A 13,542-nucleotide genomic window follows, 5' to 3' on the forward strand; every position below is an offset into this window, starting at 1 on the left:
GAACAAATGGGGTACATTACTTTTATCGCCGCGCCGCCTCGCCAATCGTTTGTCCCTCACGCGAATCCTCGCCATAAGGAGCACGACCCAATGTCCGCTACTGCCCTGCGTATCGTCGAAGGATCTTCCATGGACAAGAGTAAAGCCCTGGCTGCCGCGCTCTCCCAGATCGAGCGCCAGTTCGGCAAGGGCTCGGTGATGAAGCTCGGCAAGAACGACCGGTCCATGGACATCGAGGCGGTGTCCTCCGGCTCGCTCGGGCTCGATATCGCGCTCGGCATCGGCGGCCTGCCCAAGGGGCGCATCGTCGAGATCTATGGGCCGGAATCCTCAGGTAAAACCACGCTGGCGCTGCATACGGTGGCGGAAGCGCAGAAGAAGGGCGGCATCTGCGCCTTCATCGATGCCGAGCACGCGCTCGACCCGGTCTATGCCCGCAAGCTCGGGGTCAATATTGACGAGCTCCTGATCTCCCAGCCCGACACCGGCGAGCAGGCGCTGGAAATCTGCGACACCTTGGTGCGCTCCGGCGCGGTGGACGTGATGGTGATCGATTCGGTCGCGGCGCTGGTGCCGAAGGCCGAGCTCGAGGGCGAGATGGGCGATGCGCTGCCGGGACTTCAAGCGCGGTTGATGAGCCAGGCGCTGCGCAAGCTGACGGCCTCCATCAACAAGTCCAACACCATGGTGATCTTCATCAACCAGATCCGCATGAAGATCGGTGTGATGTACGGCTCGCCCGAGACCACCACCGGCGGCAACGCGCTGAAATTCTACGCCTCCGTCCGCCTCGACATCCGCCGCATCGGCGCGATCAAGGAGCGCGACGAAGTCGTCGGCAACACCACGCGCGTCAAGGTGGTGAAGAACAAGCTGGCGCCGCCCTTCAAGCAGGTCGAGTTCGACATCATGTACGGCGAGGGCGTCTCCAAGATGGGCGAGATCCTCGATCTCGGCGTCAAGGCCGGCATCGTCGAGAAATCCGGCGCCTGGTTCTCCTATGACAGCCAGCGCCTCGGCCAGGGCCGCGAGAACTCGAAGGCGTTCCTGAAGGCCAACCCCGACATCACCGCCAAGATCGAGACTTCGATCCGCCAGAACTCCGGCCTGATCTCCGAGCAGATTTTGGCCGGCACGCCCGAGAGCGACGCCGACGGCGAGGAGCCGGCCGACGAGTAAGACCTCACGCGAAAGATTTTCGCGAGGAGCGGGCGCTGAGGACGTTGAGTTGCCGACGTCGTCAGTGCCCGTTTCGTTTTTGCGGCTGAGCGAACGCAGGTGATTGCGGTGAAGCGCTTGATTCTGACAACAGATTCGTCCGCTGCCGGCGCCTTGCAACGCGCTGGGCTCGCCGATCTCGTCGTCGCCATCGAGCGCCGACTTGTGTGGGAGCCGTTGCCGTCCGAGGAGGAGCGGGAGGCATTCTTTGCGTCGCGCATGACGCAGCCTCACGGCCTTCATTGGCTGGACGATACGCCGTCATGGCGTCTCGAAGTGTCGAGATTGAAAGACCGTGGACTGATCGAGCTGTTACGAGAATGTGATCTGGCGGAACTGTGGATCGGGCCCGAACCAAACGCGCAATTGGTTCTGCTTTGGCTGCTCGACCATTGCGGCAGCGAGAGCGCAGCAGTCTCCAAACTCGCGATACGTCAGATGGACATGGCCGTTGCTGGTGCCGAGCCGGAGCGGCTTGCCGAGCTGAACCTGCCGATCGTCAAGCCCACGCAAGAACACGTCGCGCTGGCCGCTCGCGCGTGGCGGGCCTATCGCGCGTCGACGCCGCAGGCCTGGTTCGACCTTCTCAAAGCGGATTTGAGCTCGCTTTCGCAGCTTGAACGGTGTGCCGTCGACCTCCTCGATGAGCTTCCGAGTGTTGCAACCGGTCTTGGAGCCACGGAAACGCGGATACTGGAATTAGTTGCGCCGGGGGAGGTACCGCCCTTTGATGTCTTCCCGGGACATCAAAAGCGAAACAAACGTCGTGTGTTCGATTACTGGGAAGTGGGGGCTCTGCTTGATGGGCTGGCGCGATGTCCGGTGCCGGCGGTAAACGGGCTAGAGGAAGGGCCGTTCTCGCTCGATATGCATGATGATGCTCTCCGTCACGCGCGATACAAGCAGTCACGCTTATCGCTCACGGATCTTGGGAAGGCGGTGCTGGCAGGAGAAGATTTCCGCAGTCACAATCCGATCCGGCGCTGGTGGGGCGGCACGTTTCTGACGAGCGAACGGCTCTGGCGCTGGGATGCGGAGAGACGATTGTTGATTGCGCCCTAGATGCGCGTTCAGTGCCGTAGGGTGGGCAAAGGCGCGTAAGCGCCGTGCCCACGATCTTTCACGTCATACAAAGGTCGTGGGCACGCTTGCGCTTTGCCCACCCTACGAAACCTCCGTCGCTCCTTACTCCGCAGCTTCCGCGTAATCGCTGACCGGCGGGCACGAGCACACCAGGTTGCGGTCGCCATAGACGTTGTCGACGCGGCCCACCGGGCACCAGTATTTGTCGGTGCGTGAGGTGCCCGCGGGGAAGCAGCCTTCGCTGCGGGTGTAGGCGCGATTCCAATTGTCGTCGGCGATGTCGTGCACGGTGTGCGGGGCGTGGCGCAGCGGAGACCCTTCGATCTTGAAGCGGCCGGCCTCGACCTCGGCGATCTCCTTGCGGATCGCGATCATGGCGTCGCAGAAGCGGTCCAGCTCCGCCTTCGATTCCGATTCGGTCGGCTCGATCATCAGCGTGCCCGGCACCGGGAAGCTCATGGTCGGTGCATGGAAGCCGTAGTCGATCAGGCGTTTTGCGATGTCGTCCACAGTGACGCCGGATGTCGTCTTCAGCGGCCTGGGATCGACGATGCACTCGTGGGCGACGCGTCCCCTGGCGTTCTTGTAGAGCACCGGGAAGTGCGGATCGAGGCGCGCAGCGATGTAGTTGGCGTTGAGGATCGCGATCTCGGTGGCACGCTTCAACCCTTCGCCGCCCATCATCAAGATATAGATGTAGGAGATGGTCAGGATCGATGCCGAGCCGAATGGCGCGGCCGAGACAGGGCCCACCGGAGCGTCGCCCTTTGTCGCGGGATGACCCGGCAGGAACGGCGCAAGATGCGCCTTGACGCCGATCGGACCCATGCCGGGGCCGCCGCCGCCATGCGGGATGCAGAAGGTCTTGTGCAAATTGAGATGGCTGACGTCGGCGCCGTAATCGCCGGGCCTGCTAAGGCCAACCTGCGCGTTGAGGTTGGCACCGTCGAGATACACCTGGCCGCCATGGCCGTGCACGATGTCGCAGATCTCGCGGATATGCTCCTCGAATACGCCATGCGTCGAGGGATAGGTGATCATGACCGCGGCGAGATCGTTCGAGTGCTTCTCGGCCTTGGCGCGGAGATCATTGACGTCGACGTCGCCGTTCTTCTCGCAGGCGACCACCACGACGTCCATGCCGACCATCGCGGCCGAGGCCGGATTGGTGCCGTGGGCGGAGGAGGGGATCAGGCAGATCTTGCGGTGGCTCTGTCCGCGCGACGCATGATAGCCGCGGATCGCCAGGAGCCCGGCATATTCGCCCTGCGCGCCCGAGTTCGGCTGCAGCGAGATCGCGTCATAGCCGGTGATGTCGCACAGCCATTTCTCAAGGCGCGCGAACAGCGCGTGGTAACCGGCGGCCTGCTCGCGGGGCACGAACGGGTGCAGCGAGCCGAACTCCGGCCAGGTCAGCGGCATCATCTCGGTGGTCGCGTTCAGCTTCATGGTGCAGGAGCCGAGCGGGATCATCGCGCGGTCGAGCGCGAGGTCGCGATCGCTGAGCTTGCGCATGTAGCGCAGCATCTCGGTCTCCGAGCGATGCGCATGGAAGACGGGATGGGTGAGGAAAGGCGTTGCGCGCTTCAAGCCGTCCGGCAGGGCCTCGCGCGTCTTGGCGTCGATTTCGGCATAGGCAAGCGTGCCGCCGAACGCGCGCCAGACCGCTTCCACCGTCGCCGGCGTCGTGGTCTCGTCGAGCGCGATGCGCAAGCTGGTCTCGCTGATGCCGAGATTGATCTTCTCGGACGCCGCGCGCGCGACGATCTCGGCGCGCCTGGCGCCGGCATCCACGCTGAGCGTGTCGAAGAAGTTTTCGCAATTGGGCGCGAAGCCGAGCTTGCGCAGGCCCGCGGCGAGCACGGCGGTGCGGCGATGCACATTGCGCGCGATCTGCGCCAGCCCTTTGGGGCCGTGATAGACCGCATACATCGAGGCGATCACGGCGAGCAGCACCTGCGCGGTGCAGATGTTGGAGGTCGCCTTCTCGCGGCGGATGTGCTGCTCGCGGGTCTGGAGCGCGAGGCGATAGGCCGGCATCCCGCGGGAGTCGACGGAGAGGCCGACGATGCGGCCGGGCAGCGAACGCTTCAGCGCATCGCGCACCGCCATATAGGCCGCGTGCGGGCCGCCATAGCCCATCGGCACGCCAAAGCGCTGCGCCGATCCGATCGCGATGTCGGCACCTAGCTCGCCGGGCGAGGCGATCAGGGTCAGCGCCAAGAGATCAGCGGCCATGATCGCGAGCGCGCCCTTGGCGTGCAGTGCAGCGATCGCGGGCCTGAGGTCGCGCAACGCGCCCGATGAGCCCGGATATTGCAAGAGCGCGCCAAGCACGTCGGTCTTGTCGAGATCGGTGAGGGGATCGCCGACGATCAGCTCCCAGCCCAGCGGCTCGGCGCGGGTGCGCATCACAGCCAGCGTTTGCGGATGCACGTCCTTGTCGACGAAGAAGGCCTTTGCTTCGACCTTCGAGTGCCGCTCGGCGAGTGCCATGGCTTCAGCCGCCGCGGTCGCCTCATCCAGCAGCGAGGCGTTGGCGACGTCGAGCCCGGTGAGGTCGCAGATCATGGTCTGGAAGTTGAGCAGCGCCTCGAGGCGGCCCTGGCTGATCTCGGGCTGGTAGGGCGTGTACGCCGTGTACCAAGCCGGGTTCTCCAGGATGTTGCGCTGGATCACCGCGGGCAGGATGGTGCCGGCATAGCCCTGGCCGATCAGCGAGGTGAAGACCTGGTTCTGGGCGGCAAGCTCGCCCATATGCGCGATCGCCTCGGTCTCGCTGAGCGGCCTGCCGAGATCGAGCGGGGCGGCCTGCCGGATCGAGGCGGGCAGCGTCTCCGCCATCAGCGCATCGACGCTTCTAGCGCTGACGGCCTCCAGCATCGCGGTGACATCGCGCGCGGAGGGGCCGATATGGCGGCGAACGAAGCTGGCGGCGGCGTCGCCGTTGGATTTGCGGTGCGCGGTCATCGCTTGCTCCATCGTCTTCAAGCCGTATGTGCCTTGTAGGCGGCTTCATCCATGAGGCCGCCGAGCTCGTTCTTGTCGGCCATCTTGATCTTGAAGAACCACGCCTTGCCTTGCGCGTCCGAGTTCACCAGAGCCGGCTCGGCGGCAAGCGCGTCGTTGGTCTCGAGCACTTCGCCCGTGACAGGGGCATAGACGTCGGACGCGGCTTTCACCGATTCAACCACGGCTGCGGCTTCCGCCTTCTTCAGCGTGCGGCCGACCTTGGGCAGTTCGACGAACACGACGTCGCCGAGTTGCTGTTGCGCGTAGTCGGTGATCCCGACGGTCGCGACGTCGCCCTCGATGGCGAGCCATTCATGGTCGGAGGTGTACAGCGTCGTGGTCATGGTCTCGTCCTCAGCGTTTGTAGGTGTTTTTCACGAAGGGCATGGCGGCGATGGTGAGCGGAAGGCGTTGTCCGCGCACCTCGGCGAAGAGACTTGTGCCGAGCGCGCTCTGGCTCGTCGGCACGTAACCCATTGCCACCGGCGCGTTCAGGCTCGGGCCGAAACCGCCCGAGGTGACCTTTCCGATCGGCTCGCCCGCGCTATCAGCAAACAGCAGCGCGCCCTCGCGTACCGGCGCGCGGCCCTGGGCGAGCAGGCCAACGCGGCGGCGCGATGCGCCGTTGTCGAAATGAGCAAGGATCTTTTCCGCACCGGGAAAGCCGCCGGCGCGCGCACCGCCGCTGCGGCGGCTCTTCTGCACCGACCATTCCAGCGCGGCTTCGACCGGCGTGGTTTCGGTGTCGATGTCGTGGCCGTAGAGGCAGAGCCCGGCCTCGAGTCGCAGGCTGTCGCGGGCTCCTAAGCCGATCGGCATCACGTCGGGGTTTTCGAGCAGCATCCTGGCCAGACGCTCGGCATCCCCTGCGGGAACGGAGATCTCGAAACCGTCTTCGCCGGTGTAGCCGGAGCGCGAGACGAAACACTTGATGCCGGCGACCTCATGCGGTCCAGCGTCCATGAATTTCATGGACGGCGCCTCTGCGCACAATTTCGCCAGCGCCGATTCCGCCTTCGGGCCCTGCAGCGCGATCAGCGCGCGGTCGGCAAGCTGCTCGATGACGCAGTCGGCGGAGAGATGCGCGCGCAGATGCGCCTCGTCCGCTTCCTTGCAGGCGGCGTTGACCACCAGGAACAGGTGATCGCCGAAATTGGCGACCATGAGGTCGTCGAGGATGCCGCCATCCGCATTGGTGAACTGGGCGTAGCGCTGCCGCCCCTCGGCAATCGCCACGATATCCTGCAGCACCAGCCGTTCCAGCGCGCGGGCGGCGTCCTCGACCTTGCCCGATTTGGGCCGGAGCGCGAGCTGGCCCATGTGGGAGACGTCGAACAGGCCGGCTTGGCTGCGGGTATGGAGATGCTCTTTGAGGACGCCCGTAGGATATTGCACGGGCATGTCATAACCCGCGAACGGCACCATCTTGCCGCCCAGGGATACATGCAGGGCGTGGAGCGGGGTACGTCGGAGGGAATCTCGGTCGTCGCGCGATCGCATCACAGGGGCCCTCGGCGGTTCCCCAGGGACGATTCCCCGGGAGCAACCAGTCGAAGCCCCATCTGTCGCTGTGCCTGAGAGTATTATCCCGTCGGCGGGTGCCACCCGGGTTTCAAGCCCGTCGGCGCCTCTTTCCAGATGTCGTCAAAGCCACGCGGTCCTTTTGCCTGAGAGTTTCCGGGGCGGTTGCTCCTTCGGCGCCGGCTGCCTAAAGCCGGTCTCTCCCGACGTGGCCGTACGATATACATGGGTACAGACCACATGGCGGCCAAGCCTGTCAACGCGGCGGCTTCGCCTTTCAACGGGGTTTGCAACCGGGTCCGCAACGGGGATTACGCGCCTGCGGCAACCCTCTGATCTGTCTGCACAGTTTCTGGACAGCGAAGCTGGCCTTGTCTAAAAGCGCTTTGGCCCGCAGATATCAGCCTTAACGTCCGGTTCTTACGGCGAGAAGCGCGGGTCCAAGCACACCCGATTGGATGAACATGAGCGGCGTCAACGAGATCAGGTCGACCTTTCTGAACTTTTTTGCCGAGAACGGCCACGAGATCGTGCCGTCCTCGCCATTGGTGCCGCGCAACGATCCGACGTTGATGTTCACCAATGCCGGCATGGTTCAGTTCAAGAACGTCTTCACCGGCATGGAGAAGCGGCCCTACCAGCGCGCTACCACGTCACAGAAATGCGTGCGCGCCGGCGGCAAGCACAACGATCTCGACAATGTCGGCTACACCGCGCGCCATCTCACCTTCTTCGAGATGCTCGGCAACTTCTCGTTCGGCGACTACTTCAAGGAGCGGGCGATCGAGCTCGCCTGGAAGCTGATCACCTCAGAGTTCGGGCTGAAGAAGGACAAGCTGCTCGTCACGGTCTACCACACCGACGACGAGGCGGCGGGCCTGTGGAAGAAGATCGCGGGCTTCTCCGACGACCGCATCATCCGCATCCCGACCGCGGACAATTTCTGGGCGATGGGCGACACCGGCCCGTGCGGCCCGTGCTCGGAGATTTTTATCGATCGCGGCGAGCATATCTGGGGCGGACCTCCGGGCTCGCCTGAGGAGGACGGCGACCGCTTCCTCGAGTTCTGGAATCTCGTGTTCATGCAGTTCGAGCAGGTGACGAAGGAGGAGCGCCAGCCGCTGCCGCGTCCCTCGATCGACACCGGCATGGGCCTGGAGCGCATGGCCTGCATCCTCCAGGGCGTCGAGAGCGTGTTCGAGACCGACCTGTTCCGCAACCTGATCGATGCGACTGCGTCTGCGCTGGGCAGCGGGCCGAACGAGCGGACCGTCGCCTCGTTCCGCGTCATCGCCGACCATTTGCGCTCTTCCGCCTTCCTGATCTCCGACGGCGTGCTGCCATCGAACGAGGGCCGCGGCTACGTGCTGCGCCGGATCATGCGCCGCGCGATGCGCCATGCGCAGCTTTTGGGTGCGAAAGACCCGCTGATGCATCGGCTGGTCTGGGCGCTGGTGCGCGAGATGGGTCAGGCCCTTCCGGAACTGGTCCGCGCGGAGAAGCTGATCGAGGAAACGCTGCGGCTGGAAGAGACCCGCTTCCGCAAGACTCTTTCACGCGGCTTGGCAATCCTGGACGAGAAGAGCGCTTCCTTGAAGAAGGGCGACATGTTCGACGGCGACGTCGCCTTCACGCTCTACGACACCTATGGCTTCCCGCTGGACCTGACGCAGGACGCGCTGAAGTCGCGCGGCATCGGCGTCGACCAGGCGGCGTTCACCGACGCGATGGAGCGCCAGCGCGAGAAGGCGCGCGAGTCCTGGAAGGGCTCGGGCGAGGCGGCTTCCGAAGCGATCTGGTTCCCGCTGCGCGAGAAGCTGGGTGCGACCGAATTTTTGGGCTACGAGACCGAGAGCGCCGAAGGCGTCGTCTCCGCGCTGGTCAAGGACGGCAAGGAGACTGATAGCCTCAAGGCCGGCGAGACCGGGGCGATCGTGCTGAACCAGACGCCGTTCTACGCGGAGTCCGGCGGCCAGGTCGGCGACACCGGCGTGCTGCTTGGCGAGGGCGGTATCAAGGTCCGCGTCACCGACACGCAGAAGAAGCTCGGCGATTTCTTCGTTCATATCGGCATGGTGGAGAGCGGCGAAGTGAAGCTCGGCACCGCACTCCAGCTCGAGGTCGATCACGGCAGGCGTTCCTCGATCCGCGCACATCACTCGGCAACGCACCTCATCCACGAAGCGCTGCGCCAGGTGCTCGGCGATCACATCGCCCAGCGCGGCTCGATGGTCGCGCCCGACCGGTTGCGCTTCGACTTCGTGCATCCGAAGCCCATCACGGCGGAGGAGCTGGCCCGCGTCGAGGACATCGCCAACGACGTGGTGCTGGAGAACGACGAGGTGACGACCCGCGTCATGGGCGTCGATGAAGCCCGCGAAGCGGGGGCGCGCGCGCTGTTCGGCGAGAAATATGGCGACGAGGTCCGCGTCGTCTCGATGGGCAGGACCGCGCGCGAGCGCGGCGCCAACGCGCTCGGCTGGTCAGTCGAGCTCTGCGGCGGCACTCATGTGAGGCGCACCGGCGACATCGGCCTGATCACGCTCACGAGCGAGAGCGCGGTCGCCTCGGGCGTGCGCCGCATCGAGGCGCTGACCGGCAATTACGCGCGCAAGCACGCCAACGACACCATGGTGCTGGCGAAGACGGCGGCGAACGAGCTGCGCACGTCGATCGACGACGTGCCGGCGCGCATCGCCGCGCTGATGGAGGAGCGCAAGAAGCTCGAGCGCGAGCTCTCGGATGCGCGCAAGAAGCTGGCGATGGGCGGCGGCGCATCCGCGAGCAACGGCGCGGCCGCAGGCGTGCGCGAGGTCGGCGACGTCAAGCTGATGGCGCGTGCGGTCGAGGGCATCGAGATGAAGGATCTCAAGAGCCTCGCCGACGACGGCAAGAAGCAGATCGGCTCTGGCGTCGTCGCCATCGTCGGCGTCACCGAGGACGGCAAGGCCGGAATCGTGGTCGGCGTCACGCCGGACCTCACCGCGCGCTTCAACGCCGTGAACCTCGTCCGCATCGCCTCCGAGGCGCTCGGCGGCAAGGGCGGCGGCGGACGGCCCGACATGGCGCAGGCCGGCGGCCCTGACGGTGCCAACGCGGCTGCGGCGCTCTCGGCGATCGAAAAAGCGATGGCGGGGGCTTAAGGCGCGATGTCCCCCGGACTGCTGAGCGCTCAGCCCTTCTTCAGGAACACATACTCGGCCGAGTAGGGCGCGCTCTTGAACGCGCCGGCCTTGTCGCAGGCGCCGTCGAGCTTGCCGCCGTGGGTGTTGATGCGCTGGACGGTGGTGACCGGCGTGAGCGCGCCGTTGCCGCGGTGTGAGGTGACCTCCAGCTTCAACCAGGGGATGTCGGCGGCCGTTGCGCCCGGTGCGTTACCGATGGCCTTGCCGGCCACCGCGCTGCCGTCGGCGAGCTCCCAGTTCGGGCCGGCATAGTGGCGGCCGATGGTCTTGCCCTCGGACAGCAGCGTCGCGATCGGCTCGCGAAAGGCCCAGGCGAGCTTGCCGTCGGTGCCTGCCTTGCACTCATAGACCTGCGCACCCTCGGCGTGGAGGCTGAGCACGACGGTTTCGCCCGGTGCGGCGATGGCCTCGGGCAGCGGTTCCGCGGCCCCGGCCGGCCCGATCAGGGCCGCGAGCAGCAGGGCAGGGGCAGCAAGCTTGATCGACATGGTCGCATCTCCGCAAAAGGCTCTCAAAAAAAGCGGGCCGCGCTTGAAGGCGCGGCCCGTGATGATGTCTGGCCCCAGCCGGGCTAAATTGCGGACGGCTTACGCCGCCAGCTCCTTGGTCAGGTTCTCCGCGACCTTGTCGAGGAAGCCGGTGGTCGAGAGCCAGCGCTGGTCGGCGCCGACCAGGAGCGCGAGGTCCTTGGTCATGTAGCCAGCCTCGACGGTGTCGACGCAGACCTTCTCCAGCGTCGCGGCGAACTTGGCGAGCTCGGCATTGTTGTCGAGCTTGGCGCGGTGCGACAGGCCACGGGTCCAGGCGAAGATCGACGCGATCGAGTTGGTCGAGGTCTCCTTGCCCTTCTGGTGCTCGCGGTAGTGGCGGGTCACGGTGCCGTGGGCGGCTTCGGCTTCCACGGTCTTGCCATCCGGGGTGAGCAGCACCGAGGTCATCAGGCCGAGCGAGCCGTAGCCCTGCGCGACCGTGTCGGACTGCACGTCGCCGTCGTAGTTCTTGCAGGCCCAGACATAGCCGCCGGACCATTTCAGCGCCGAGGCCACCATGTCGTCGATCAGGCGGTGCTCGTAGGTCAGGCCCTTGGCGTCGAATTCCTTCTTGAACTCCTTGTCGAAGATCTCCTGGAAGATGTCCTTGAAGCGGCCGTCATAGACCTTCAGAATCGTGTTCTTGGTCGACAGGTACACCGGGTAGCCGCGCAAGAGGCCGTAGTTGAAGGAGGCGCGGGCGAAGTCGATGATGGAATCGTCGAGATTGTACATTTCCATGGCGACGCCGGCGCCCGGAGCCTTGAACACTTCCTTCTCGATCACGGTGCCGTCCTCGCCGACGAACTTCAGCGAGAGGGTGCCCTTGCCCGGGAACTTGATGTCGGTGGCGCGGTACTGGTCGCCATAGGCGTGGCGGCCGATGATGATCGGCTTGGTCCAGCCGGGAACGAGGCGCGGCACGTTCTTGCAGATGATCGGCTCGCGGAAGATCACGCCGCCGAGGATGTTGCGGATGGTGCCGTTCGGCGACTTCCACATCTGCTTGAGGTTGAACTCCTTCACCCGGGCCTCGTCCGGGGTGATGGTGGCGCACTTGACGCCGACGCCGACCTTCTTGATCGCCTCGGCGGCGTCGATCGTGACCTGATCGTTGGTGTGGTCGCGGTATTCCATGCCCAGGTCGTAATAGAGCAGCTCGACATCAAGGTACGGGTTGATCAGCTTGTCCTTGATGTACTGCCAGATGATCCGGGTCATCTCGTCGCCATCGAGTTCGACGACGGGATTGGATACCTTGATTTTTGCCATGATCGGGGAAGCCTCTTGGGAACGGCGCTTTTGGCGCGCCACGGGAATATCCGCCGCCTCTTAGCACCGCAGCGCGGCGGGCGAAAGCCAAGGGATTATGCACTTTTAGCTCATCCAGCTTGCCCGGATGGGGGGCAGGGAGGGTCTTGGTGCGGGGGCAGGCTTCAGGCTTCAGAAGAGATTCAAAAGTCGATTCTAACCCCGTTATTTCCCTTGAGAATTTTGCCAGGACAGGCAAACGACAGGCGAACGGGCAAGGCCGGCCGGCTGCGCCTTGAATCATTTCCTGAAGAGCGCCCTGGCAAGGCCTTGAGAGACAGTGTGAAAGCGAAACGAGATGTCGGGGACTGACAAGAGCAAGGCGGGGCTTTCTCTCGACGGCCCCATCGTGATCCTGGTCGAGCCGCAGCTCGGTGAGAACATCGGCATGGCCGCGCGGGCCATGGGCAATTTTGCGCTTGGCGCCTTGCGCATCGTCAACCCCCGCGACGGTTGGCCCAACATCGCCGCGCAGCGCGCGGCGGCCGGGGCTGACCACATTCTGGAACGGGTCGAATTGTTCGACACTGTCGAGCAGGCGGTCGCAGACCTCGATCTCCTGTTCGCCACCACAGCTCGCCCCCACGACCAGGCCAAGCCGGTGGTTGGACCGGAGGCCGCCGCCGCCGAGATCTCGGGGCACGTCGCGACCGGCGGCAAGGCCGGCATCCTGTTCGGCCGGGAGCGCTGGGGGCTGACCAATGAGGAGGTCGGGCTTTCCAACCGCATCATCACCTTCCCGGTCAACCCGGGCCTTGCCTCGTTGAACCTCGCCCAGGCCGTGCTGCTGGTCGGCTATGAATGGTTCAAGCTGATGACCTCGGGCGAGCTGCCACACGGCATGCCGGAGCGCTCCGAGCGTGCCTCGCAGCACCAGATGCAGGCCTTCTTCGACAACCTCGTGCGCGAGCTCGACAAGGTAGAATTCCTGCGTCCGGCCGAGAAGCGTGACACCATGCTGGTCAACCTGCGTAACATCTTCAGCCGGATGGAGCCGACCAAGCAGGACATGCACACCCTGCACGGGGTGGTGATGGCGATCGCCGAGGGGCGCAAGGGGCCGGCCAAGGGCGGCGTGCTCGACGGCGAGCAGGCGACGCGCCTGCGTGCGCTGCTGGCCGAGCACGGGCAGGGCGGCGGGGTGCCCGACAGCGGTTCGACCGTTCGGGGCCTTGCCCGCCTGCTCCGCCGCAACCCGACCGATGCCGAACGCCTGCTCTGGCATGCGCTGACCCGCGACCGCCGCTTTGCCGGAGGATTCAAGCGCCAGACCCCGGTCGGCCGCCACATACCGGACTTCGTCTCGTTCCCGCACCGGATCGCGATCGAGCTGGTGAACCCGGGCGAGGGCGAGGCGATTGCCGCCGACCGCTCGGCGAGGCGGGCGTGGCTCGAGGCGCGGGACTATCGGGTGCTCGACATTCGCGCGGCAGACGTGGAGCGCGATCTGGAAGCGGAGCTAGTGCGGCTGCAGGGGATGGTGGAGCAGGCGACGTAAGACTCGTCACGCACAGCTCTCGTAGGGTGGGCAGAGCGAAGCGTGCCCACCAATCTCGATCAACGAGGCCGAAGTCGTGGGCATGGCGCTGCGCGCCTTTGCCCACCCTACGAATTGCGAATTCCATCTGCAACCAAGGGCTGTGCAGACGCGCAATCGGTTGCTATGAAGTCCCCGGAATTGA

Annotated in this window: 9 protein-coding genes and 1 riboswitch; of the genes, 4 read left to right on the top strand and 5 right to left on the bottom strand. The window is 65.2% G+C overall.

The genetic code is table 11. The annotated features are described in order from the left end of the window. Positions 1–90 precede the first annotated feature (90 nt). The gene (gene recA, locus NLM27_RS07065; protein ID WP_254142665.1) at positions 91–1,179 is read left to right on the top strand and encodes a recombinase RecA; all 1,089 of its coding nucleotides are present in this window, start codon (positions 91–93) and stop codon (positions 1,177–1,179) included. 108 nt (positions 1,180–1,287) lie between these two features. Further along, complete coding sequence (locus NLM27_RS07070; RefSeq protein ID WP_254142666.1) at positions 1,288–2,280, top strand: hypothetical protein; 993 nt, start codon at positions 1,288–1,290, stop codon at positions 2,278–2,280. A 123-nt stretch (positions 2,281–2,403) separates the two neighbouring features. Here NLM27_RS07070 and gcvP read toward each other — a convergent pair whose 3' ends face one another. From gcvP to gcvT, 3 genes are read right to left on the bottom strand one after another with little or no spacing between them, the layout of a single operon-like run. Continuing rightward, entirely contained in the window at positions 2,404–5,271 is a 2,868-nt protein-coding gene (gene gcvP, locus NLM27_RS07075) for an aminomethyl-transferring glycine dehydrogenase (protein ID WP_254142667.1), read from the bottom strand. Positions 5,272–5,288: 17 nt separating this feature from the next. Beyond that, a complete protein-coding gene (gcvH, locus tag NLM27_RS07080) occupies positions 5,289–5,657 on the bottom strand; it encodes a glycine cleavage system protein GcvH (protein WP_254142668.1) in 369 nt (122 codons plus the stop codon). A gap of 10 nt (positions 5,658–5,667) precedes the next feature. Next, positions 5,668–6,813: a glycine cleavage system aminomethyltransferase GcvT gene (gcvT, locus tag NLM27_RS07085; protein WP_254142669.1), complete on the bottom strand. Its 1,146-nt coding sequence runs from the start codon at positions 6,811–6,813 to the stop codon at positions 5,668–5,670. 146 nt (positions 6,814–6,959) lie between these two features. Next, positions 6,960–7,050, bottom strand: a riboswitch (glycine riboswitch). Between the two features lie 248 nt (positions 7,051–7,298). Between gcvT and alaS the strand changes: the two genes are divergently transcribed. Beyond that, entirely contained in the window at positions 7,299–9,977 is a 2,679-nt protein-coding gene (gene alaS / locus NLM27_RS07090) for an alanine--tRNA ligase (protein ID WP_254142670.1), read from the top strand. A 29-nt stretch (positions 9,978–10,006) separates the two neighbouring features. Here the strand turns inward: alaS and NLM27_RS07095 are convergent, their stop codons facing one another. Both NLM27_RS07095 and NLM27_RS07100 read right to left on the bottom strand, forming a co-directional pair. Beyond that, a complete protein-coding gene (locus tag NLM27_RS07095; RefSeq protein WP_254142671.1) occupies positions 10,007–10,507 on the bottom strand; it encodes a DUF3455 domain-containing protein in 501 nt (166 codons plus the stop codon). A gap of 99 nt (positions 10,508–10,606) precedes the next feature. Continuing rightward, positions 10,607–11,821, bottom strand: coding sequence for an NADP-dependent isocitrate dehydrogenase (locus tag NLM27_RS07100; RefSeq protein WP_254142672.1), 1,215 nt, complete (start codon positions 11,819–11,821; stop codon positions 10,607–10,609). A 337-nt stretch (positions 11,822–12,158) separates the two neighbouring features. Here NLM27_RS07100 and NLM27_RS07105 point away from each other — a divergent pair, with 337 nt between their 5' ends. Beyond that, on the top strand, positions 12,159–13,358 hold the full coding sequence (locus tag NLM27_RS07105; RefSeq protein ID WP_254142673.1) for a TrmJ/YjtD family RNA methyltransferase: 1,200 nt from the start codon (positions 12,159–12,161) through the stop codon (positions 13,356–13,358). Positions 13,359–13,542 lie beyond the last annotated feature (184 nt).

Source organism: Bradyrhizobium sp. CCGB12 (assembly GCF_024199845.1).
Classification (GTDB): domain Bacteria; phylum Pseudomonadota; class Alphaproteobacteria; order Rhizobiales; family Xanthobacteraceae; genus Bradyrhizobium.